A 25,084-nucleotide genomic window follows, 5' to 3' on the forward strand; every position below is an offset into this window, starting at 1 on the left:
CTGGGTTACTCCAGCGGGCCGAGCACCTGGCGATATTTTTCGGCCCCTTGGCGCGTCTGCCGGGTCAGGCTGATCTCGATGCCGGCCGGGTTTTCCTGGCGATTGCCACTGAGTTTGCGCCAGCCTTTTTCCTTGTCCCAATAACGCAAGCCCGCATCGCTGACTTCAGCGAGCACCGCAATGCCTGCTCCCGGCGCCGGCAAAGGATAACGGCTACGGGCCGGGCCTTGGGCGCGATAAAGCGTGTCGCCCTTGAGCCACCAGCGCACCCGTTGCAAGCTGCCTGGCTGGTCGGCCGCTTCGCGGATCACGTCCAGGCGAAAGCCCTGGCCTTCGGTGCTGCGCACGGTGAGGGCGGGTGGTGCCGTGGAGGGTATGTCATCCTCGGCGGCGCCTGTTGGTTCGCTCAATTGGATGCTGGCGCGCAAGGCCACGTCGCGATCCAGTTGGTTCAACACTCGCAACAAGGCTTCGGTCTGCTCGGTGCTGGCCTGCAAGTGGCTGTCGGCCCGTGTCACGCTGTCCAGCCCGCGCCAGGCGATCAGGCTGACCACCGCCATCAGCAAGATCGCGACCATCACTTCAAGCAAGGTGAAACCAGCCTGCCGCGCGCTCATTGCAGTTGCACCCGGCCGGCGGCACTGCGTTGCACGGTGAGGCTGTTCTGGCCGTCCGACAAGCGGATCTGCACGGGCTCGCCGATCCATTCGGCGTTCATCACCACCCGCTTCCTGGGTTCCACGCGAACCGCCATCGAGGGGCTTTGCCAACGACGTGGATGCAGCTGCGAGTCGTTTTCGAAGCGATCGAGCCCGGCGCCTTGATCGGCGCGGCGAGTGAAACCAAAGCCCTTGGCGTCCCAGCGCCAAGTGATGGGGCGTCCGTCGCTGCGCGCTTCGGCCTGGGCCAGTTGCAACAGCTGCACCAGCCGCTCGCCATCCTCGCGCAGCATTTTCAGCGGATCCGGCTTGATGCTCAGGCTCACGGCCGCACTGGCGATGCCGACGATCACCAGCACCACCATCAATTCGATCAGGGTAAAACCGCGTTGCTTGCCAACCATCCGGGCGCGCTCCTTTGCGTCGACAATCATCCTGCACGGTGAAGATGATAAGCATGTGAAATAAAACGGTGAGAATTGACGGGTACGCTGGGCACTGGAATCAAACGAAAGGAGATCAGGCCATGGCATTCACCGAACGGGTGTCCCCGGCGCAAATCGTTCAGGCGCTGGGGTTGGCGGCGGCGTTGGCTGGCGTGGCGACCTGGTCTTCCTTGCTGCTGACCTCTGCCGAGTCGCGTACCCCGGACGTGACGCCGCAGCGCATGGCCGAGCGTTCCGATAACCCGGCGTTGCAATGGTTTTCCAGTCAGCCGGCGGCGGTGGACATCAAGGTCACTGGCGTGCTGGCCGGTGCCCGTGGGGCCGTGGCGATCCTGAGCCTCAACGACGGGCCGCCGCGCAGCTTCCTGGTCGGCGAGCGGGTGGCCCAAGGCGTACGGCTGGTCTCGATCGAAGCGCAAGCCGTGGTGATCGAACAGGGCAGCGAACAGACCCGGTTGGCGATCGCGCGGTTGCCGGATTCGGTGAGTTTGCCTTCCCTGACTCGCTGAAAATCCTGTGGCGAGGGCGCTTGCTCCCGCTGGGTCGGTCCGACGCTTCGGGCGAAGCGGCCCCAAAATCCTGCGGTCGTTGCGCACTGGAGCGCCAGCCCGGCCGAGCGGGAGCAAGCTCCCTCGCCACATAAAACCGCGTGTCCTTTTAGGGTTCCCGGCTGATCAACGTCTCCAACCGCGCCAACGGCGGTGCCTCGCGGCTGCGGTCCGAGACGCTCAGTTCAACTCGCAGCAGCCGGCCGTTTTCCGCCGGGCGAAGGTTCTGTTCGCAGCGCAGCAGCAACCGGCCCTGGTCGCATTCGAAGACTTTCAGGCCTGGCGTCGAACGACCCTCAAGGCGCAATTGCGCCAGTTGGCTGCGCGCTGCCAGCAGGGCGATGGACTTGTCCCGCAGCAACCCGTTGCCCTGGGTCATCACCGCGGCCACGCGCACCGCTGCCGACATGGCCACGGCAATGATCGCCAGGGCCACCAGCACTTCAATCAAGGTGAAACCGGCTTGTGGGGCAGGGCGTGGCATCGGTCGGCTCGATCGGCGGGGGCAGCCTCCAAGCCTGACCGCTGTTCTTGACAGAATGACGACGCAAGCTCCGGAGCAATTTCAATATCACTGACATATTTTCTTGTAACACTGCGCCTCGAATCGAATCCAGGAAGGACCGTCGAGATGCCGTTCGCCCTCTGCTACCCCCGTTCCCCAGGCCCTCGCGGGCAGCGGGGTTTCACGCTGATCGAGATCATGGTCGTGGTGGTCATCCTCGGCATCCTCGCTGCGATGGTCGTGCCCAAGGTCCTCGATCGGCCTGACCAGGCCCGGGCCACGGCGGCCAAGCAAGACATTGGCGGCTTGATGCAGGCCCTGAAGCTGTATCGCCTGGACCACGGCAGCTACCCGAGCATGAACCAGGGCCTGAAGGTGTTGGTCGAGCGGCCGGCCGATGCGAAGAACAGCACTTGGCGTTCCTACCTGGAGCGCCTGCCCAACGACCCTTGGGGCCGTCCCTACAACTACCTCAACCCCGGCGCGAACGGCGAAGTCGATATCTTTTCCCTCGGCGCCGACGGCCAGCCCGACGGCGACGGTGTGAATGCCGATATCGGCTCCTGGCAGTTATAAGGACCGTGATGCGAACGGATTCGCCCCCAGCGGCGAAGCAGCGCGGCATGGCGGTCATCAGTGCCTTGCTGATTGCTGCCGTGGTAGCCGTCATCGCCGGCGGCATGCTGACCCGCCAGACCTTGTTCACCCGCAGCCTGGAAGCGGAGCAACTGCGCATCCAGGGGACGGCGCGATTGCAAGGCGGCCTGCAAGTGAGCCGTCAGTTGTTGTGGGACGCCCGCCAGCGAGATCCCCTGACGCGCTTCGGCCAGCCCTGGGCAAAACCGATCGTGATGCCGGGCTCCAACGGTGCCGACACACCATTCGAAGGGCAACTGGAAGATGAGCAGGGCAAGTTCAACCTGCGCAACCTGGTGACCCATGACCAGCTGGACCGGGAACAGCTGCGTGCCTTCGAGCGATTGTGCGAACAACTCGGCGTCGCCGCCACGGTACGGGCGCGCATCGTCGAGCGCGTGCTGGCCGCTTACCCGCGCCAGATAAATCCTGGAGCAGCGCACCAAGCCTCGATGGGCAGCACGTTCGACAGCGGCCGCAGCACCTCACCGGATGCAGCCGGCACAGCGTCGCCGCCGACCCGTCCCATGCTCCGCACGTTGCAAGACCTGGGCAGCGTCAAGGGCGTGACCCCGGCGCTGCTGGATACATTGGCCCCCTACGTCACGATCCTGCCGGCCAATACCTGGCTCAATGGCAACACCGCCAGCGCTACGGTGCTGGCCGCCTACGTGCCGGGATTGTCCTTGCAGCGGGCCCAGGCGCTGGTCAAGGAACGCGATGGCGGCCACTGGTTCATCAACCGTGGGGATTTCGTCAATCGGCTGCGCATGCCGGAACTGGAAACCAGCGCGGTCAAGGTCGGCATCACCAGTGACTGGTTCCGCTTGCGAGGGCAGGCGCGCAGCGGCCAACGGCGGGTTGAATTGATTGCCTTGCTGCAATGCGCCCAAGACCGATTGCCCCAGGTGATCTGGACACGGGTGGGCGCATGAACCGTTTACGGATTGCCCTGGCGCCGCTGGACGGCCTGGACGCGGACACGCCGCTGGCGTTTGCCTGGCTGGATCGCCAGGGCCAGGTGCGTGATGCCGGACGCAGCAGCCTGGGGACGCTCGGCCAGGGCGCGAAGAACCAGGCCGTCGAATGTTACCTGCACCCGCGCGACAGCTTGCTGACCAGCCTGGAGATTCCGCCGCTGTCCGCCGCCAAGATCACCGCCGCGGTGACATGTGCGGCCCAGGCCTTGATGCTCGGAGCCAGCGAGTCCATGCAGGTGGCCCACGGCCCGCGCGGTACCGACGGACAGGTGCCGGTCGCCTGGCTGGACCGTGACGCGCTGAGCCATCTGGGCCGGATCCTGCATTCGGCCGGCCTGAAACTGCGCGGCCTGTACCCGGCCGCCTACGCCTTGCCGGTGTTGGCCGGGCCGGTGGCCTGCATTGAAGACGGGCACTTGCTGGTGCGCCAGGGTGTGCAGCACGCCGTGGTCCAACCGCTGCTGGACGATGCGCTGGAGGAGTGGTTGCTGGAAATGGGCGCGGGGTTGCATTGGCTGGGCGAACCGCCCCGCCCGTCGATCGAGGGCTTGCCCGTCACGGACCGCTGGACCGGTGCGGCGCCGGGTTGGGGGCTGCACACCGGCCTGGCGCAGGGCAGGGCCGGACAGGGCGGCTGGGGACGCGCGGCGGGAATCTGCGCGCTGGCGGTGGCGGTGTGGGTGGTCGGGCTCAATCTTTATGCAGCCCGTGAAGCCGCCCAGGGCCAGCGGCTCAAGGCGCAGATGAGCCAGCGGGTCAAGCAGGCGTTTCCTGAGCTGCCGATGGTGCTCAATCCCTTGCAGCAGGCGCGCCAGCAAATCGCCGCGCGCCAGAGCGGTTCAGTGACGGACCCGGCGCAGCGCTTCGCCAGCCTCGTGCAGCAGGCGGGCAGCGCCATGCCGTTCATGAGCGGCAACGTACAGGAGCTGCTGTTCGAGAACGGTGAGTTGCGCTTGAAGGTCGCGGCCGAATCACAAAAAAACACCCCGGCAGGCGATTGGAAAATACCCCTGGCCGAAGCCGGCATCGAGGTGGCCGCCGTCGATCAGGGCTGGACGCTGCGTGTGGCGCCCGCCGGGCAACTGGCGGCGGAACCTTCCGGCGAAACCTCGGGGGCGGACGATGAATAAGTTCTCGACGGGACGGCTCCAGGCGCGCTGGCAAGACCTTCGCACACGCTGGCGTACAAGCTGGCAAGGCTTGGCTGCCCGGGAACGCCGCGCCGTTGCCCTGGCGGCGTTGGTGCTGGGCGGCGGGCTGACCTGGCTGACGCTGGTCGAGCCGCCGCTGAAAACCATCGCGTACTGGCAAGCCGAGACCCCGAAGCTGCGCTCGCAGACCGAAGCCCTCGAAATGCTGCTGCGGGACGTAGCCGGCCCGGCGCGTGGCCAGTCGTTGGAAATCAGCCTGCGCCAGGCCCTGGATGCCGGCGGCCTGGGCGAACGCTACCTGTTACAGCCGCCCAGCGCCGATGCGCCGGGCACTTGGCAGCTCACCTTCACCGACGCACCGGCCGACGGTGTGATCGATTGGTTGCTCGGCAGCCCACGACAGTTTTCCCTGGAAGTGATCGAGGCCCGTCTGCAGCGCACGGCCCCGGTCAACTCCGACCCAACCCCCGGCACTCTGTCCGGAACCGTTCGCATGAATCAGGCGTCAAGCGCTAAGGAAGCTTCATGAAGGGGTGCAGATACCCGCGTCATTGGCGCAAGGCCGCGCCGCTGCTGTTGCTTGCATTGGGCGCGTGCAACAGCGCGCCGCCGGCATCTCAGCCACCCTTGCTGGTGGACAGCGAACTGGGCATGCCGCTGGGCAGTACCCAACGCAGCGGCGACGTGCTGCTGGACCGCCAGCGGGCCCAGGCGTCCCGCGAGCAGAAACCGCCGGTGCGACACCAGGTGGACCTGACGAGCCGCGCTCGCGAGCCGCGCAGCAGCCCGGCGCCCAATCCGTTGGGTGATCAACCGGTGACCTTGAATTTCGTCGAGGCCGATATCCAGGCCGTGGTGCGTGCCTTGTCCCGTTCCACCGGGCAACAGTTTCTGGTCGACCCGCGGGTCAAAGGCAACCTGACCCTGGTTTCCGAAGGCCAGGTCCCGGCGCGCCAGGCCTACGACATGCTGCTCGCCGCGTTGCGCATGCAAGGTTTCAGCGTGGTGGACGTCGGCGGCGTTGCCCAGGTAGTGCCGGAAGCCGATGCCAAGCTGCTTGGCGGGCCGATCTACAGCGCCGACAAACCGGCCGGCAACGGCATGCTCACCCGCACGTTCCGCCTGCAATACGAAAACGCGGTGAACCTGATTCCGGTGCTGCGGCCGATCGTCTCGCCGAACAACCCGATCAACGCCTATCCCGGCAACAACACCATTGTCGTCACCGACTACGCGGAAAACCTGTCCCGCGTCGCCCAGCTCATCGAGGGTATCGATACCCCGAGCGCCATCGACACCGACGTGGTGCCGATCCAGAACGGCATCGCCGTGGACATCGCGCAGATGGTTTCCGATTTGCTGGAGACCCAGGGCGGCGACCAGACTCAGAAGATCAACGTGATCGGCGACCCGCGCTCCAATTCGATCATCATCCGCGCCGGCAGCCCGGAGCGGACCGAGCTGGCGCGCAACCTGATCTACAAGCTCGACAACGCCCAGAACAACCCAAGCAACCTGCACGTGGTCTACCTGCGTAACGCCCAGGCCGGCAAGTTGGCCCAGGCCCTGCGCGGCTTGCTCACCGGGGAAAGCGAAAGCGAGGCAAGCGACAATTCGCGTTCGGTGCTCAGCGGCATGGGCGCCAGCACCAGCGGCCAGAGCAGCCAGGGCAACGAAAGCGGTACCAGCCCCGTGAGCGGTACTGCTTCGAGCAGTGGCAGCGGCTACGGCCAGGGCAGCAGCGGGCAAACATCCGCCACGACACAAAATGAACACAGCACGGCTTTCAGCGCCGGTGGCGTGACCATCCAGGCCGACGCTACCACCAACACCTTGCTGATTTCCGCGCCGGACCCGTTGTACCGCAACCTGCGGGAAGTCATCGACCTGCTGGACCAGCGCCGCGCCCAAGTGGTCATCGAAAGCCTGATCGTCGAAGTTGGCGAGGACGATGCCAGCGAGTTCGGCGTGCAATGGCAGACCGGCAACCTTGGCGGCAGCGGCGTGATTGGCGGGGTCAACCTGGGTGGCACGGGCCTTAATCTCAACGGCAAGACCAGCATCGACGTACTGCCCCAAGGCCTGAACCTGGGCTTGGTCAACGGCACCGTCGACATCCCCGGTATCGGCAAGATCCTCGACCTCAAGGTCCTGGCACGAGCGTTGAAGAGCAAGGGCGGGACCAACGTGCTGTCGACGCCGAACCTGCTGACCCTGGACAACGAAGCGGCGAGCATTTTTGTCGGCCAGACCATTCCGTTCGTCAGTGGCAGCTACGTCACCGGTGGCGGCGGCACCAGCAACAACCCGTTCCAGACCGTGACCCGCGAAGAAGTCGGCCTGAAGCTCAACGTCCGGCCGCAGATTTCCGAAGGCGGAACGGTCAAGCTCGACATTTACCAGGAGGTCAGCAGTGTCGACAACCGCGCCTCCAGCACCACGGGCATCGTTACCAACAAACGCGCCATCGACACCAGCATCCTGTTGGACGACGGGCAGATCATGGTCCTCGGCGGATTGCTGCAGGACGGCTATAGCCAGAGCAACGACGCGGTGCCGTGGCTGTCGACCATACCCGGCATCGGTGCGCTGTTTCGCAACGAGCGGCGCCAGGTCACCAAGACCAACCTGATGGTGTTCCTGCGCCCTTACATCATCCGCGACACGGCGGCGGGCCGCGGCATTACGCTGAACCGCTACGACTTCATGCGCCGCGCCCAAGGCCTGTTGCAACCGGAGCGTAGCTGGGCGCTGCCGGACGTGCAGGCGCCGCAACTGCCGGCGTCGGCCCGGGCGATTCCGGGAGCCGCGCCGATCAGCCCGCAGGCGCCACGGGCGGTGATCAAGGCGGTGCCTGCAACGGAGCCGGTCGGACGATGAAAACCGTGGCGATAGGGGGAGGCTCATGAAAACCCTCCCATACGCCTGGGCCAAGGCCCAGCGCCTGGTATTGCGTCAGTGTGAAGAAGGCGCGGTGCTGATGGTGTGCCCGTCGACGCCGGGCTGGTCCATCAGCGAGGTGCGTCGGCAATTTGGTGAGGTGCGGCTGGAGCGGGTGCGTGATGAAGAGCTCGATGGCCTGCTCAACACGGCCTACGCCGACACCGGCAGTGCCGCCGCCGTGGTGGGCGCGGCAGAGAACGAGGTGGACCTCGACCGGTTGATGCAGGACATCCCGGAAATCACCGACCTGCTGGATACCCAGGACGGCGCGCCCGTGATCCGCATGATCAACGCCTTGCTGACCCAGGCCGCGCGGGACGAGGCCAGCGATATCCACATCGAGCCCTACGAAAGCCATTCAGTGGTGCGCTACCGGGTCGACGGCACGTTGCGCGACGTGGTCTCGCCGCGCAAGGCGTTGCACGGCGCGCTGGTGTCGCGGATCAAGATCATGGCCCAGCTCGACATCGCCGAAAAACGCCTGCCCCAGGATGGGCGGATTGCCTTGCGCGTGGCCGGGCGACCGATCGACATCCGCGTTTCTACCGTGCCGACCGGCCATGGCGAGCGGGTGGTGATGCGCCTGCTGGACAAACAGGCCGGACGCCTGCAATTGGAAACCCTGGGCATGGACCCCGGCGTGCTGGGCAAGCTCGATCACCTGATCCGCCAACCCCACGGCATCGTCCTGGTCACCGGCCCCACCGGCAGCGGCAAGACCACCAGCCTCTACGCGGCCCTGGCCCGGCTGGATGCCAGCGTGCACAACATCCTCACGGTGGAAGACCCGGTGGAATACGACCTGCCGGGCATCAGCCAGATCCAGGTCAACGCCAAGATCGACATGACCTTCGCCCTGGCATTGCGGGCAATCCTGCGCCAGGACCCGGACATCATCATGATCGGTGAAATCCGTGACCTGGAGACCGCGCAAATCGCGGTTCAGGCTTCGCTCACCGGTCACCTGGTCCTGGCGACGCTGCACACCAACGACGCGGTATCGGCCATCAACCGCCTGATCGACATGGGCGTCGAACCCTTCCTCTTGGCCTCGTCGATGCTCGGCGTGCTGGCCCAGCGATTGGTGCGCCGCTTGTGTCCGCAGTGCAAACAACCCGACCCGGCCACGCCCGGCACCTGGCGGCCTGTGGGCTGCCCAAGCTGCAACCAGACCGGCTACAGCGGCCGAACCGGTATTCATGAATTGTTCTGCATCGACGATGACATCCGCACGCTGATCCACCAGGGGGCAGGGGAGCAGGCCTTGCGCGCCGCCGCCCGCCAGGCCGGTATGTTCAGCATGCGCGAGGACGGCGAACGCTGGGTGCGCAGTGGCGCCACGGCCCCTGAAGAAATCCTGCGCGTGACACGGGACGCCTGATGAATCGCTATCGCTTCGAAGCCGCCGACGCCCAGGGCAAGATCGAGTCCGGACACTTGGAAGCCGACAGCCAGGGCGCCGCTTTCAGCCAGTTGCGCAGTCGTGGGTTGACGGCGTTGCAGGTCCAGCTCGAGCGCAACACCGAGCAAGCCACGGGCGGTGGCTTGTTCAGCGCCAAGCTCTCGGACAATGACCTGGCCTGGGCCACCCGGCAACTGGCGAGCCTGCTCGGAGCGAGCCTGCCACTGGAGGCAGCGTTGAGTGCGACGGTGGAACAGGCCGAGCGCAAGCACATCGCCCACACCCTGAGCGCGGTACGCGCCGATGTGCGCAGCGGTATGCGCCTGGCCGAAGCCCTGGCGGCGCGGCCCCGGGATTTTCCGGAGATCTACCGGGCGCTGATTGCCGCCGGTGAAGAATCCGGCGACCTGGCCCAGGTGATGGAGCGGCTGGCTGACTACATCGAGGAGCGCAACAACCTGCGGGGCAAGATCCTCACGGCGTTTATCTATCCCGGCGTGGTGGGGCTGGTGTCGGTCGCCATCGTGATTTTCTTGCTCAGCTACGTGGTGCCGCAGGTGGTCAGCGCGTTTTCCCAGGCCCGTCAGGACTTGCCTGGCTTGACGTTGGCGATGCTCACCGCCAGTGACTTCATCCGGGCGTGGGGCTGGTTGTGCTTTGCCGTTCTGGCCGGTGGCTTCTGGAGTTGGCGTCTCTACCTGCGCAAGCCGGCGGCACGCTTGAATTGGCATGCACGGGTGTTGCGTCTACCGCTGATTGGGCGTTTTGTGCTGGGGCTCAACACCGCCCGTTTCGCCTCGACCCTGGCGATTCTCGGCGGCGCCGGAGTGCCCTTGTTGCGAGCGCTGGAAGCGGCACGCCAAACCCTCTCCAACGACCGCTTGAGCCTCAGCGTCAGCGATGCCACCGCCAAGGTCCGTGAAGGCGTCAACCTGGCGGCGGCGCTGCGGGTGGAAAAAGTCTTCCCGCCGGTGCTGATCCACCTGATCGCCAGCGGCGAAAAAACAGGCTGCCTGCCGCCGATGCTCGAACGCGCCGCGCAAACCCTGTCCCGCGACATCGAACGTCGCGCCATGGGCATGACCGCGCTGCTGGAGCCGCTGATGATCGTGGTCATGGGCGGGGTGGTGTTGGTGATCGTCATGGCGGTGCTGCTGCCGATCATCGAGATCAATCAGTTGGTGCAGTAGCAAGGCGCGCCACAAAAGCTGCGAATAATTTTTCCAGCGCCACAACCCTCCCGAGCCTCGCCCGCAGCAAACTCGGGTTCCTCGTTCTGTCATGTTTGCTCGCCGCATGACCGCCTGCCGCCGACTTCGTTGACAACCCTTGCCGTATCCCCGCAAGACCGGCCTGAAACCACAGGCCAGGGCCCTCGGACACCCGAGAAAAAAACCTGGAAAACAGCCCTCAGCTCCCGAGGTTTTTTCCTTTATCTGTCACCGGAAACTGCGAATTTCTAACCCATGGCCTCACCCCACCGCCACCGGCACAGGACCGAGCGCCATGACGGCAAGCACGCGTAACCCAACCTACGTACGAACACGATGAAAGGAGATTCTTCATGTTTAAGCGCAACGTTCTCGCGGTATCCCTGACCCTCGCCGGCCTCTGCGCCGCTCAGGCCGCCATGGCTGATGTCAACGGCGGTGGTGCTACCTTGCCTCAGCCTCTGTACCAGACTTCCGGCGTACTGACTGCCGGTTTCGCCCCTTACATCGGCGTGGGCAGCGGTGCCGGCAAGGCCGCTTTCCTGAACAACGATTACACCCGTTTCGTGCCTGGTGACACCAGCAAGAACGTGCACTGGGCGGGCAGCGATTCGAAGCTCTCCCAGGCTGAACTGAATGGCTACGTTACCAACCACGGTGCCGCTTGGGGTCCACTGATCCAGGTGCCTTCGGTCGCCACTTCGGTTGCCATTCCGTTCAACAAGACCGGCACTGCCAACGTTGACCTGAGCATCAACGAACTGTGCGGTGTGTTCTCTGGCCGCTTGACCGACTGGAGCGATATTACCGGTTCGGGCCGTACCGGTCCGATCGTCGTGGTTTATCGTGCAGAGAGCAGCGGCACCACCGAGCTGTTCACGCGCTTCCTGAACGCCAAGTGCAGCGAGCCTAAAGGCACTTTTGCGATTACCACAAACTTCGCCTCCAGCCTCGGCAGTGCCCCTGCCGGTGCCTTGGCCGCCACTGGCAGTCAGGCTGTGATGGACCTGGTGAACGCAGGCGAAGGTCGCATCACCTACATGAGCCCGGATTACGCCGCTACTACCCTGGCCGGTCTGGATGACGCTACCAAGGTTGCCCGCGTCGCCGGTGTTTCCCCAGCTCCTGCCAACGTATCGGCGGCTATCGCTGCTGTTCCAGTACCAGCCGCCGCCAACCGCGCCAACCCGAACGCCTGGGTGCCAGTGTTCGCCGCAACCACCAACCCTAACGATCCAAGCGTCGTGGTTTACCCAACCACCGGTTACCCGATCCTGGGCTTCACCAACGTGATCTTCAGCCAGTGCTACACCGATTCAACCCAGACCACTCAGGTGCGCAACTTCTTCAGCCGCCACTACGGTTCGTTGGTCAACAACGATTCGGCCATCACTAACAACCGTTTCGTGCCACTGCCTTCGGCCTGGAAAACCGCCATTCGTGAATCCTTCGTCACCGCTTCCAATGGCCTGAGCATTGGCAACACCAGCGTCTGCAACAACATCGGTCGTCCGTTGTAAGCCCACGCTTGAACGACCCGCAATACCCGATCAGCAACGGCGCAAGCCGTTGCTGATTTTTTGCATCACAGCCGTACCAACACAGCCACATGAAATTTTCATGACATCCGTTCGGTCCCGAGCGGTTGTAACCGCCTATCCCCTATAACCAACGCTGGCAGCCTGACAGCACCGCGTTGCGACCCCTTAAGAAGCGAACCCGGAAGGATGAGTAGGATGCTGCGCTGCAAACCCCAGACGAACCTGAATGCACCCCGTCGCGATGGCGAATTGTCGATGTTGCGGCTCAAGCCGCTGGCCCAGGCCATTGCGTTGCTGATGGTGGCCGGCAATGCCCATGCGGCGACGGCGTTCAGTTCGGCCTGGTTTGCCGCCAAGGGCGCGTCCCAGGCCGGTGGCGCGGGGCGGCCCGCGACGGCGCAGCCCGGCATGCCGCCGCCCTTGGCACAGCAGCAACGGGCCAATGCGCAGTTGCAGCGATCGCTGACCAATTTGAATAACACCGTGGCCGCCATCGCCGCCCAGCAGGCGGCTCAGGCTGCTGGCAGGCAAGCCGCGCTCGGCCAGGTGCAGGTGGTGCCCGACGGTTTGGGCGAGGGCGGGCTCAAGGTCGATAACAGCCTGACCCAGGGTTGGCTCAACGCCAAGGGACCGCAGCAGACCCAGGCCGGCGGCAAGACCACGGTGAAGATCGAGCAGACCGCCGACAAGGCGATTCTCAACTGGGAAACCTTCAACGTCGGGCGCAATACCACGGTGGATTTCCAGCAGCAGTCGGACTGGGCCGTGCTCAACCGGGTCAATGACCCCCAGGCGCGAGCGAGCCAGATCCAGGGCCAGATCAAGGGCAACGGCACGGTGATGCTGGTCAACCGCAACGGCATCGTGTTCAGCGGCAGCAGCCAGGTCAACGTGCGCAACCTGGCGGCGGTGGCGGCGAACATCAGCGATGAGCAGTTCAGCCAGCGCGGCTTGTACGTCGATGCCACCGGCAGCCAACCGACCTTCACCGACGCGGCCGGCAAAATCCAAGTGCAGCAGGGCGCGTTGATCGAAACCCACCGCGCCGCCACTTCCACCGCCGGGGGCGGGTATGCCTTGTTGCTGGGCTCGGAAGTGGAAAACGCCGGTTCCATCATCACCGCCAAGGGCCAGACCACCCTGGCGGCCGGCGACAGCTTCTACATCCGCCGGGGCCAGGGCACCAGCGGCAACCTGCGCTCCACCACCCGTGGCAACGAAGTCGCGACCTCCCTCAAACCGGGCAGCAGCGCCGGCACGGTGATCAACAGCGGCTTGATCCAGGCCAGCACCGGCGACATCACCCTTACCGGGCATCGCGTGCAGCAGAACGGCGTGGCCGTGGCCAGCAGTTCGGTGGATACGCGCGGCACCGTGCACCTGCTCAACGCTTTCAGCGACAGCACCGGCAGCGTCACCCTGGGGCAGGGCAGCGCCACGGCGGTGCTGCTCGATGCGGCGGGCGGCAGCGCCCTGGACAGCCAACGCAATGCCGGACCGGCCGGCCTGGACGGCACGCCGAACAACCTGATCAGCGGTCGGTTCAACAACCTCAGCAGTGTGGTCGACCGCAGCGATCAGTCGCGGGTCGAGATCGTCAGTGGCGGCAGCGTCGACTTCCAGAACGGCTCCATCACCCTGGCCACCGGCGGCCAGGTCGCGGTCAGCGCGGCCGGTCGCAGCCTGGTGCGCGATGGCGCGGTGATCGATGTGTCCGGCGCCATCGGCGTCAAGGTGGCGATGGAATCCAATTCCATCAAGGTTAACGTGCAGGGCAACGAACAGCGCGACGCCTCGGTCAACCGCGAAGGCGGCAAGCTGACCAACAACGACGTCTGGGTGGACGTGCGGGATCTGGTCTACGTGCCGGCGGGCACCAATGGCTACGCCACCGACCGTTGGTACACGGCGGGTGGCTTGCTCGAAGTCGGCGGTTATCTCGGCACCCGGGGGCACAGTGTCGGCGAATGGGCTGCTCAGGGCGGCACGCTGACGTTCACCGGCAACGACGTCGTGACCCAGCAGGCGGCGCAATTGAACCTGTCCGGCGGCACCCTGGATGTGCAGAGTGGCTACCTGCGCCAATCCTGGCTCAAGGGCACCAATGGCCGTTTGTATGAGGTGTCCAGGGCGCCGGGAGACATTCTTTACACCGGCGTCTACAAGGGCTACGAAGACCACAGCCAACGCTGGGGCCAGACCGATTATTACTACAACCCGCTGATCGCTCCGCGCCAGCGGTTCGAAGCCGGCTACACCGTCGGCCGCGACGCCGGCAAGCTGGTGGTGTCGACCCGCAACGCGGTGCTGGAAGGTCAGATCGTCGGCGAGGTCTACCAGGGTGAACGCCAGACCCAGGCACCAAACCTCAACCTCGACGGCTACCAACAATCGCAAAACGCCGTGGCCCGGCGGGCGCAGTTGTGGGTCGGCAGTTACACGCCGATTTATGACAAGGCCAGCGGCGTGATCAATAGTGGCCTGAACCCCACCTTCGATCAGGTCACGGTGGGCAAGGTGGCCGACAAGATTGCCGCAGGCCTGGACCTGACCTCCGTGATCGGAACTGATCGGCAAGGCAAGTTGGTGCTGGATAACGGGTTGCTCAACGACTTCCAGCTCGGCGCGCTCAAGGTGGCAGCCCGTGAAAGCATCCAGGTCGACGGCGCGCTCAAGGTGGCCGACGGCGGCGATATCACGCTTTTCGCGCCGCAGATTGAAGTGGATGCCAACCTGACTGCCCGTGGTGGTCGTATTGCATTGGGTAACGTGCTTGAACAGGTCAGGACCGATAATTTCAAGATTGAGGACGTTACACTTTCGCCGGTCGCCGGTCAGCGGGCAAAAGTCGCATTGGCCGATGGCGTGACGCTGAACACCGCCGGCCTGTGGAGCAATCTGCTGCTGGATGGCGGCGATCGCCAAGGACTGCCGTTTATCAACGGCGGTAGGGTGTCCGTCCGCAGCGGCGGCGATATCGACTTGGGCCAGGGCAGCCTCATCGACGTCAGCTCCGGTGCCGCCGTCATGGCCGATGGCAAGACGCGGGGCGGCAAGGGCGGTGACTTGACCCTGACCGCCGGCCTCAGCGCATTGTTCGACAACGGTGCCTTGAACCTGGACGGAGAGCTGCGCGGCACCGGCGTAACGGGCGGCGGGACCTTGAAGCTGGCGGCCAATAAAGTGCTGATCGGCAACAGCGGTTCGCCACTGAAGCCCGGAACGTTACAACTGGGCGGCGATTTCTTCGACAAGGGTTTCTCCGCCTATGACATCACCGGCAACCATGGCTTGACGGTAGCCGACGGGACCCGGGTCGATGTGACGATGCCGGTGTACCGCTTCGGCGAGCAGGCGTTGAGCACCGGCAGCGATGCGGAACCGGCTGATGCGTTGCAGCGCTGGACGCCGCAGCTGTATCAGGAAGATGCGATCAAAGGCGTTCTCACCCAGCGCCGGGGTGCGAGCCTGAGCCTCAATGCCGGCACCGCGAACTCCAGCGCGGCAGACATGGCCAGCACGGTATTGAACCTGGGCAAGGGCAGCGTGATTAGCGTCGATCCGGGCCAAGGCATCGATGTGCGCAGCATCGGTCAACTGACTGCCAACGGTACGCTCAACGCCTGGGGCGGGCGGGTCAGCCTCAGCGGATTGAGCATCAATGATGTGAATGGTGAACGTGTCAATGCCCAGGGCCATGGTCGTTCCATCTGGCTGGGCGAGCAGGCGCTGATCGACGTCTCCAGTCGCGCCGTGACCGCCCAGGACGTGCGCGGCCGGACCTACGGCCTGGTGCGCGACGGCGGCCAGATTGTCATTGGTGGTCAGATTGATGTCGCGAAAGGATCGGCTTCGGCGCCGGAATTGTTCGTGGTGATGCGCGAGGGGTCACGCCTGCAAGCTGATGGCAGCCAGGCGATGCTGGATGTTCCTGGCCAGGGACGCACATCGGTGACGAGCAACGGTGGCAGTATTTCCCTGGCGTCGGCCAATGGTTTGTACTTGGACGGTGAGTTCAGCGCTCGTTCGGGTGGCGCGGGTGCGGCAGGGGGCAGTTTATCGGTAGCCCTGGAAACCCCGTATTACCGCAACGATGCCCTCAGTGAGCGGGTCATGCAGGTGCGTGAGCTGATGCTGGGGCAAAACGCCCAGGCGACCCTGCTGGGCGACACGGCCGAGACCTCGGCGGATTCACTGGTCTACGGTCATGGCCGATTGGGCGTGGATCAGGTCCAGTCGGGCGGCTTCGATAACCTGGCGTTATTGAGCAATGGCCTGTTGAGCATCGAGGGTGACGTGTCGCTGTCTCTCGATCAAAGTTTGAGCCTGTACGCTCGCGGCTTTGTAACGAGTGCTTCCGCGCCAGCTGACACCCGGGTCCAACTCAATGCCTCCCATGTGTTGTTATCGGGTCCGGCGGCCGCTCTTCTGAACAAGGACCAGTACACCCGGCCGCTAATCAACGGTGATGTTTCGCGCCTGGCGAACAAGGCAGTGTTTTCAATCGACGCAGATCTGCTGGATGTGCAGGGCAGTGTGATGTTCAGTAGCAAAGGCACGGTGCGCCAGGCTGACGGAAGCACCGTCGCGCTGGATCGCGCCGGTTTCGACCGTGTTCAGTTAAGCAGCCAGGGCGATTTGCGATTCCTGGCTGGGTTCTCAAGCGAAGGACTGCCTACCGGCTTTACCACCCAACTGGTGACTCCATCGGACATGCTGCTGCAAGCGGCGCAGGTATATCCCACGACTGGCGTTGGGGCGCGCGTCTTGGCGGGCTGGAGCATCGCCGAAGGGGGTAATCCACAATACGATTCTCTACGCAGCCTGGTCATCGGGCGGACTGGCCTAGCCACCTCTCAAGTACCTCACTCGGCATTCGGGCGCCTGCAATTGGGCAGTGCCAGGATCGAGCAGGGCGGGGTAGTGCGGGCTCCGCTAGGGTTGATTGAGATCGGTACCAGTGGTGGTCCCGGGGAAGCCATCACCGACCGGATAAACCTGTTGCCGGGCAGCTTGACCTCAGTGAGTGGTGCGGGTTTGGTCTTGCCGTATGGCGGCACCGCTGACGGCCAAAGCTATACGTACGCTGGCAAGAAGGTCGTACTGCTGGGACAAGGCGCGGTGCCTTCCGACTCTGCCGACCTCAACGTCGGCGTGATTCTTGGCGGCAGGTCGGTGGAGGGCCAGGAAGGCTCGGTGCTCGATCTATCGGGGGGAGGTGAACTGCTCGGTGCCGGTTTCATCTCAGGCCGTGGAGGTTCAACCGATGCGCGTTTCAACCCGCTGGTGCAAATCGGCGCCAACGGTGGTTTCACTTTGCCGGGGCTGTCCACTAACCCGGTCTATGCCATCGTCCCGGGCAATCAGAGCCAATACGCGCCGGTTGCCCCCGAAGGCGGCGCGGTGGACCCAAGGGTAGGCCAGCAGATCACCATTGGCGCCGGCGTGCCGGGGCTCGCCGCCGGTACCTATACGCTGATGCCTTCTACCTATGCCTTGCTGCCGGGCGCGTTCCGGGTCGAGGTCAATGGTCTGGCGGGACAAGGCTCCGCTACAGGCGCGCAACGGATGCGCAACGGTTCCTGGACCACCGTCGGCGCGCTGTCGGTGGCCAATACCGGGCAGCGCAACAGTTTATCCAGCCAAGTCATTCTGACCTCGGGTGAGGTGCTGCGCCGCTACTCGCAATACAACGAAACCAGCTACGCCCAGTACGCTGTGGCCGACGCCGCACGCTTGGGCGTTCCCAGGGCCCTGTTGCCGGTCGATGCCAAGACGTTGAAGTTGAATCTGGTAAAGGGCGCTGGAGACCAGGCCTTTTCCTTCAAGGGCATCGGCAAGTTCGCGCCGCAGACCGGAGGGTACGGTGGCACTGTCGCAGTGGTTGCCAGCAATCGCACCCCGCTGGAGGTGGTCGCCGAAGGACGCGGGGTTACGCCCGGCTTCGAGGGCGTGACGCTCAGTGCTGAAAGTCTGAACGCGTTGAATGCTTCACGCCAAGTGATCGGCGGCCAGTTTTTTGTGCGGTACGGCCAGGGCGGTAACTACATCACGCCGCAACGGGTGTCCCGCAGTGTCGCGCTACGTGAAGGTGCGACCTTGGCGGCACCGGAGGTATTCCTCTTGGCAGACGGTGGTGAGCTGTTGGTGGAGCAAGGCGCCGCCATCAATACCATCGGACGAGGCAAGGCCGCTTACGACGCGCGCGATGGTTTTATCTATAACTTCAATGTGGTGCGCCAGAACTACAGCTCGCTTGCTGCCTCCAATGGCTTGCTCAACGTATTGGCCCCGGCGTCCGGCACCACCGGCACGGTCAATATCGGCGGGTGCAGCCTCACGCCATGCAGCGGTGTGACACGGATTCACTCCGAAGGCAGTATCGTTGCCGCCTCGGGCAGCAGCCTGCAGTTGGACGACCAAGTGCGCTATGGCACCCGTCACCTGACCCTGGCCCTTAGCAACATCAACGTCGGGACCACCCAGGCATTGGGCGACGCGGCGACGCGGCTGGTCCTGCCGGCCGGCCTGAGTCTGAGCCAGACCGTGCTCGATCGCCTGCTGCGCGGAGACGCCGAATACGGTGCCCCGGCCCTGGAAAGCCTCGAACTGTCGGCCAGTCAGGCGCTTAATTTCTACGGCACCGTCAGCCTCGACACCTATGACCCGACAACCGGCAAGTCGCGGTTGGCCAACCTGATGCTCAGCACGCCGGCCATTTATGGCGCCGGCACCGCCAACGACGTGGCGAGCATCCGCACCGCCAACCTGATCTGGAACGGTGCTGTCGGCGCGCCGGGTTCGGTGATTGCCGGCGGGGCCGGCACCGGCGCCGGTCGCCTGGACATCCAGGCCCAGCGTATCGAGTTCGGCTATAGCGAGTTCGCCCAACCGAGCTCGATCACTACCCTGGATCGGCTGGCGCTGGGCTTTGCCAACGTCAACCTCAGTGCCAGCGAACGCCTGACCGCCAATCACAAGGGCAGCCTGGCGGTGTATCAGAGCCAGGGCGCCTATGACGCTAAAACGGGCTACGCCTACAGCGGTGGCAACCTGAACATTCTCACTCCGTTGCTCACCGGTGAAGCCGGTTCAATCAACCGCATCACCGCAGGCGGCGCACTCAACGTGGCAGGCACAACCGCCAAGCCGGGCACCGTGTCGGGGCTGGGCGGTGAGCTGTCGCTCAAAGGCGCGAGCCTCAACCTGGCCAGCGCGGTGGTGTTGCCCAGCGGCAAACTGACCCTGAGCGCAACGGATGAGCTGACCCTGGCCGACGGGTCGCTGATCGACGTGGCAGGTCGCGCGGTCACCTTCAACGACGTCACCCGCTACAGCGCCGGTGGCGAAGTCATCCTGAAAAGCCAGAACGGCAACATCCGCCAGGCGGGTGGCTCCAGCATTGACCTTTCGGCGCGCCACAACCAGGCCGGACGGCTCAGCGCCGTGGCCTTGGGCAGCGCGGCGGGGGTCGTTGACCTGCAAGGACGAATCCTCGCCAGCAGCACCGGCGAATACGACGCCGGTGGCACGCTCATGCCGTACCTGGCCGGTGGCGTGGAAATCCAGGCCCAGCGCCTGGGTGGCAATGGCAGCCTCAGCGAACAGTTCGCCGCGTTGAACCAACGCTTGAACGACGGCCAAGTGTTCGGCTCCCGCAGCTTCCAGCTCAAGCAGGGCGACCTGGTGATCGGCAACGAACTCAAGGCTTCGACCATCAGTGTTTCCCTGGATAACGGCAATCTCCTGGTCGCCGGCAAGGTCGACGCCAGCGGTGAGCGGGTCGGCAGCATCCGGCTCGCCGCCGGAGGATCGCTGACCCTTGGCGGTAACGCGATGCTCGACGCCCATGGCAATCGCCTGCGGGTGGACAGCTACGGCAAGATCATCGACTCACCGAACCGCGCCATGGTCGACCTGACCTCGCGGGGCGGTGTGTTGACCTTGGCCGACGGCGCGCGCATCGATCTGCGCCATGGCACCGCGGCGCGGGCCGGACAATATGACGGTCGCGCCCGGGGCACGCTGGAACTCAACGCCCGCCGCAGTGGACCGGACGCCACCTACGGCGACATTGCCATCGAGGCCAGCGCAAACCTGGATATCCAGGGCGCTCGTTCGATTGCCGTCAACGGCATGTGGCAGTACAGCGATGCCGAGTATGGCAGCGACCCGGCGGCCAGCGGGCGTCCTTATCAGATCATCGACAAGGCCTACCTGGATCGCAAGCATGGTGACAGCACGAAGTTCATCACAGCCGCACATGGCAACAGCGACCTGATGCAGCGCAAGCTCGCCGGCCTGAACAACGCCCGTTATGCCGATGCGTTCCACCTGCGGCCCGGTGTCGAGATTGTCAGTGCAACGGCCGACGGCGACCTGGTGGTGCAGGGCGACCTGGACCTGTCCGGTTATCGATATGCCAGTGTGAACCCGCACACGCAGAAAACCGCCGTGTACGGTTCCGGCGAAGTGGGAGCGCTGACCCTGCGCGCCGGTGGCGACCTGAGCATCTACGGCAGCATCAATGACGGTTTTGCGCCGCCGCCCCCTACCCGGGACGATAAAGGCTGGGTGTTGCTGCCCGGCATCGACTTCACGGGTGGCGACATCATTGTCCCCGGTGCCGGTGTAACCCTGGCCGACGGTACGGCGTTCCCGGCAGGGGCCACGTTGAACTATGACCTGCCGATCAAAGATGTGACCCTGGCGGCCGGCACCCGGTTGCCGGTGGCCGCGGTCCTCGATCAACCGTTGAACTTGCCGGCCGGCACGGTATTGGCGGCCGCGGTTCACGATGCGGCCGGTAACCTGTTGTTCGCGGCGGGCACCCTGTTGAGTCAGGCCCAGACGCTCGAAGCCGGCTCACGCCTGGGCGCCGGCAGCGTGTTGAGCGGTGCCGCGACGCTGCGCGGTTTCACCTGGCCCAAGGGTGTGGCGCTGCCCAATGTGGCAAACGCCGGCAATGCGCAAACCAACATCCTCAAGCTCGACAATAGCCTGGTCCTGAACCGCGGTTCGCTGATCCCGTCCGGCACCGATGTGAAGTTGCCCAATGGCGTTGAGTCGGTGCAGTTGCGTCCGGATGTCGCCGGCAGCGATGGTCGCCTGTGGGCCATCGCCCCGATGCTCGCCGAGGGTTCGCAGTCCTGGTCGCTGCGGTTGGTGGCTGGGGCAAATACGACGGCGGCGGACAGCCGGGTCGTCCAGCCTGACCCGGTACAAGGCGACTTGCGTCTTGCCGATAGCCATTACGGTATGTTCGGCAAGCCGGTGCCGGCCAAGGGCACCTATCAGTGGACTCAACAAGGCGTGGACGAGCTGGCGGCTGCGGGGTTCACGGTGGAGCTTGGCCAAGCGGTCGGTCTGGAAGTCGTGAGCAACTTTGGTTACGACTCGGTTGACGCCTTCTGCGCGGATTTCGCCGGTATCTGCGCACTTCAGGCTTCTTACAAATGGACCAAGGCCGCGGAGGAGGAGTTGGCAGGCTCTGGCTTTGAGGTCAAGGCCGGCGAGGTCATCAGTCAGGCGGCTGCGCAGTTTTTTAATTTTGATTCGGTCCAGTCGCTCTGCGACGCGGCGGCGCATATCTGTGCCCCAGCCGAGGTGGATTATGAACCAGTTGCCGGCAGTGGCCGTCCGAGCGTCATCCGCACCGGCACCGGGGACCTGGAATTATTGAGCGGCGGCAGCCTGCGCATGGATTCGTTGTTCGGCATCTATACCGCTGGCACCTCATCAGCACCAACGTTCCCGGGCGATCCCTACAACCAGCCCAAGGCCCTGGGCCAGCCCAAGACCCCGGACGCCAACGGCAAGGTGCTCAACGACGAGGATGGCAGTAACGAAAAACTGGTTGATGGCGGCGCCGAAAGTCTCTATCGCGCCTGGTATCCGGACGCGGGCGGTAATCTGTTGCTCAAGGTGGGCGGTGACCTCAGCGGCAACCTGACCGCGCCTGCTGCAACCCCTGTCGGCCGACCGAATCCCGCCGACATCGGCCAGGATTCGGCCAATGTGGGCAATTGGCTCTGGCGCCAGGGCAATGGTGATCCAGTGAACAACCAGCCGACCGCCTGGTGGATCAACTTCGGCAGTTATACCGCGTCGACGGTAACGGGGGGCGCTGATCAAATGGCCGCCTTCAGCGGGTTCGGAACCTTGGGCGGCGGAGATCTGGAGGTGCAGGTGAAGGGCGACGCGGGGGTGTTGAACCGACTCGCCGGTAGCGACTTCAATTCAAACATCAACCCTCGTAGCCAGGGGCTGCTGTTGGCGGTGGGCAGCACCGGACGTGTGGGCGCTGATGGCAGCTTGCAACTGACCGGCGGCGGTGATTTGGATCTGCGTGTGGGCGGTGCCTTGAATCCCGATAGCGTCTTCACCAGCGGGCACCTCAATGGTGCGGTCATCAACCTGCGGGGTCATGCACAGATCGACAGCGGCGCCATCGGTCGGATCGACCTGCGCTATGGCAACGTTGCTTCGGCACAGTCTCCGGGGGAAACGCGTGCGTACGATTCCTTTAGAGCCACGCGCAGTAACCCAACAGGGGGGCTGACCCTGATGCCGGGCGATGCGACGTTTAACCTGACCACTTCGGGCGACCTGGTCGTGATGGACGTGGCAGACCCGGGCCGGGCGCCGATGATGAGCGTTTCGCCCTTCAAAATTGATGCGACCAATGGATCGGGGGTAAGTTGGTTTACGTTGTGGACCGCCAACACGGCAGTTGATCTGTGGTCATCGGGGGGGAATCTGACGCCTGTGGTGCCAGAGGTCGAGACGGATCTGGCGGTGGTCTACCCATCGATCGTGAGGGCTGTGGCGGCCAATGGCAGCCTTTACTATGGCAAGTCCTCGGTATGGGATGGAACAGGTTATGACGGCAACGATCGTCCAGCCCTGTTGCTCGCTCCCGGCATCAACAGTGAGTTGCAATTCATGGCCGGCGATTCCATCTACGGCGGCGACATGTCGGTCAGTCGTTCCGGTGCATCCTCTGCGGCCCTGGCGACACCGTTTCGGCCAGCCTTTGTCGGTATGGATGGTTTCGTCATAAAGACCAGCAATCTCTCAGCCGATGGCAACCTCGCTCGCCCTGATACCAACATATTGCCGCTGTTTGCCTTCGACACCAGCAGTACCTCGGGTGAATGGGCCCTCAATGACGACCCTGCGCGCTTCTATGCGCTGGAGGGTGATTTGCTGGCTGTCACCAGCGGACGGTCGATGACATCGGCATCCGTTGGCAGGTGGCCAGGGCGAATCGCATACGAAGGCGCCGGAGCTGTACGAATGATGGCAGGACGAGACATCGTCAGTAGCGGGATTCCACTGGGCGGCTCTGTGAGCAACAACTCCCAGGCAGGGGCTTACACCAGCAACGGCAACCTCTTCATCCACAACAACCCCACCGATATCTCCATCGTTTCAGCCGGTCGCGACATCCTCTACAGCAGCTTCAACGTCGCCGGCCCCGGCCTGCTGGAGATCACCGCCGGACGCAATATCCTGATGGATGACAAGGTCAGCATCACCAGTATCGGCGCCGTAGTGCCGGGGGATTCGCGATCCGGGGCGAGCCTGGTGCTGCAAGCCGGCGCGGGCCTCGACGGCGCGGATTACCAGCGCTTCGTCAAGGCCTACCTGGACCCGGCGAACCAGGCCCTGGCCGGCGTCCCACTGGCGGATCAGGACGGCAAGGTGGCCAAGACCTACGAGGCGGAGCTGGTGAAATGGCTCAAGGCGCGCTTCGGCTTCAGCGGCGACACCGAACAGGCTCGCAGCTTCTTCGCGGCGCTGCCGGCCGAGCAGCAGCGGGTGTTTGCCCGCGACGTGTACTTTGCCGAGTTGAAGGCCGGTGGTCGTGAGTACAACGAAGTCGACGGTGTCCGCCAGGGCAGTTACCTGCGCGGTCGGGAGGCCATCGACTGGTTGTTCCCAAGCAAGGATGTGGCGGGTAACGCGATCACCTACAAGGGCGACATCACGATGTTTGGAGGGGCAGGGGTGCACACCGATTTTGGTGGCGGCATTCAGATGCTCACTCCCGGTGGCGGACAGACGTTCGGTATCGAAGGCAACGCGCCGCCGTCCACCGCCGGGGTCATCACCCAGGGCGAGGGCGATATCCAGTTGTATGCGAAGAACAGCATCCTGCTGGGGCAGAGCCGGATCATGACCACCTTTGGCGGTTCGATTCTCGGCTGGTCGGCCCAGGGTGATATCAACGCCGGTCGCGGTTCGAAGACCACCGTGGTCTACACGCCGCCCAAGCGCTTGTACGACACCTGGGGCAACGTGACCCTGTCGCCGTCGGTGCCGAGCACGGGGGCGGGTATCGCCACCCTCAACCCGATTCCGGAAGTGGCGCCGGGGGACATCGACCTGATCGCGCCGTTGGGCACCATCGATGCGGGCGAGGCGGGGATCCGGGTGTCGGGCAACGTCAACATCGCGGCGTTGACCGTGGTGAACGCGGCCAACATCCAGACCCAGGGCAAGTCCACCGGCGTGCCGCTGGCGGCTTCGGTGAACACCGGGGCCATCACCTCGGCGAGTTCGGCGGCGTCCTCGGCGACACAGGCGGCGGAAGATGTGGCGCGTCAGCAGCAGAACACGGCGCGGCAGAACCAGGCATCGGTGTTCACCGTGCAGGTGGTGAGTTTCGGCTCCGAGCAACTGGCGCCCACACGCGACGGCGCCAGCCGTGAAGCACCGCGCACCTATGACCCGGCCAGCCCGGTCCAGGTATTGGGCGCCGGGCCGTTGGATGAGCAGGCGCGGCAGCGGTTGACCGATGAAGAGCGGGGGCGGTTGAGCCTGTAAACCGAGTCGCGGCCTTCGCGAGCAGGCTCGCTCCCAGAGGGGGAATGGATACCCCTGTGGCGAGGGAGCTTGCTCCGCTGGGTCGGTCCGACGTCTTGGGCGCAGCAGCCCCCAGCTAGTCACCACAGTGTGTCAGGCTGATTCTCCATCAGTCTTTTTGGGGCTGCTTCGCCCGAGACGTCGGACCGACCCAGCGGGAGCAAGCTCCCTCGCCACGGGCAGCGCCCAAGA

13 protein-coding genes are annotated in these 25,084 nt (G+C 64.5%); 10 read left to right on the forward strand and 3 right to left on the reverse strand.

All coding sequences use genetic code 11. The features are described 5' to 3' along the window. Positions 1-5: 5 nt before the first annotated feature. Both VQ575_RS12895 and gspH read right to left on the reverse strand, forming a co-directional pair. Positions 6-617, reverse strand: a complete 612-nt coding sequence (locus VQ575_RS12895; protein ID WP_198725150.1) for a type II secretion system protein GspJ — start codon at positions 615-617, stop codon at positions 6-8. Next, positions 614-1,063: a type II secretion system minor pseudopilin GspH gene (gene gspH / locus VQ575_RS12900; RefSeq protein ID WP_039588433.1), complete on the reverse strand. Its 450-nt coding sequence runs from the start codon at positions 1,061-1,063 to the stop codon at positions 614-616. The genes VQ575_RS12895 and gspH overlap by 4 nt, the downstream gene beginning before the upstream one ends. Before the next feature lie 122 nt (positions 1,064-1,185). On the opposite strand from gspH, the gene VQ575_RS12905 reads away from it, so the two are divergent. Then, the gene (locus tag VQ575_RS12905; protein WP_039588434.1) at positions 1,186-1,614 is read left to right on the forward strand and encodes a type II secretion system protein N; all 429 of its coding nucleotides are present in this window, start codon (positions 1,186-1,188) and stop codon (positions 1,612-1,614) included. Positions 1,615-1,762: 148 nt separating this feature from the next. Here VQ575_RS12905 and gspI read toward each other — a convergent pair whose 3' ends face one another. After that, complete coding sequence (gene gspI, locus VQ575_RS12910) at positions 1,763-2,137, reverse strand: type II secretion system minor pseudopilin GspI (protein ID WP_045156019.1); 375 nt, start codon at positions 2,135-2,137, stop codon at positions 1,763-1,765. Positions 2,138-2,284: 147 nt separating this feature from the next. Here gspI and gspG point away from each other — a divergent pair, with 147 nt between their 5' ends. From gspG to VQ575_RS12955, 9 genes are all read left to right on the forward strand, one after another. Beyond that, a complete protein-coding gene (gspG, locus tag VQ575_RS12915) occupies positions 2,285-2,734 on the forward strand; it encodes a type II secretion system major pseudopilin GspG (protein ID WP_039588437.1) in 450 nt (149 codons plus the stop codon). A gap of 8 nt (positions 2,735-2,742) precedes the next feature. Then, positions 2,743-3,729 (forward strand): type II secretion system minor pseudopilin GspK, encoded by a 987-nt coding sequence (gene gspK / locus VQ575_RS12920; RefSeq protein WP_325919820.1) that lies wholly within the window; start codon positions 2,743-2,745, stop codon positions 3,727-3,729. Further along, a complete protein-coding gene (gene gspL / locus VQ575_RS12925; RefSeq protein ID WP_325919821.1) occupies positions 3,726-4,904 on the forward strand; it encodes a type II secretion system protein GspL in 1,179 nt (392 codons plus the stop codon). The genes gspK and gspL overlap by 4 nt, the downstream gene beginning before the upstream one ends. Then, positions 4,897-5,454 (forward strand): type II secretion system protein GspM, encoded by a 558-nt coding sequence (gene gspM, locus VQ575_RS12930; protein WP_325919822.1) that lies wholly within the window; start codon positions 4,897-4,899, stop codon positions 5,452-5,454. The genes gspL and gspM overlap by 8 nt, the downstream gene beginning before the upstream one ends. Further along, complete coding sequence (gene gspD, locus VQ575_RS12935) at positions 5,451-7,805, forward strand: type II secretion system secretin GspD (RefSeq protein WP_325919823.1); 2,355 nt, start codon at positions 5,451-5,453, stop codon at positions 7,803-7,805. Before gspM ends, gspD begins: the two co-directional genes overlap by 4 nt. 25 nt (positions 7,806-7,830) lie before the next feature. Further along, positions 7,831-9,249: a type II secretion system ATPase GspE gene (gspE, locus tag VQ575_RS12940; RefSeq protein ID WP_039588442.1), complete on the forward strand. Its 1,419-nt coding sequence runs from the start codon at positions 7,831-7,833 to the stop codon at positions 9,247-9,249. Continuing rightward, positions 9,249-10,460: a type II secretion system inner membrane protein GspF gene (gene gspF, locus VQ575_RS12945; protein ID WP_039588443.1), complete on the forward strand. Its 1,212-nt coding sequence runs from the start codon at positions 9,249-9,251 to the stop codon at positions 10,458-10,460. Before gspE ends, gspF begins: the two co-directional genes overlap by 1 nt. A 374-nt stretch (positions 10,461-10,834) precedes the next feature. After that, entirely contained in the window at positions 10,835-12,001 is a 1,167-nt protein-coding gene (locus VQ575_RS12950; RefSeq protein ID WP_039588444.1) for a substrate-binding domain-containing protein, read from the forward strand. 216 nt (positions 12,002-12,217) lie between these two features. After that, positions 12,218-24,853, forward strand: a complete 12,636-nt coding sequence (locus tag VQ575_RS12955) for a filamentous hemagglutinin family protein (RefSeq protein WP_325919824.1) — start codon at positions 12,218-12,220, stop codon at positions 24,851-24,853. Positions 24,854-25,084 lie beyond the last annotated feature (231 nt).

The sequence above is a fragment of the Pseudomonas frederiksbergensis genome (assembly GCF_035751725.1).
Taxonomy (GTDB): Bacteria; Pseudomonadota; Gammaproteobacteria; order Pseudomonadales; family Pseudomonadaceae; genus Aquipseudomonas; species Aquipseudomonas frederiksbergensis_A.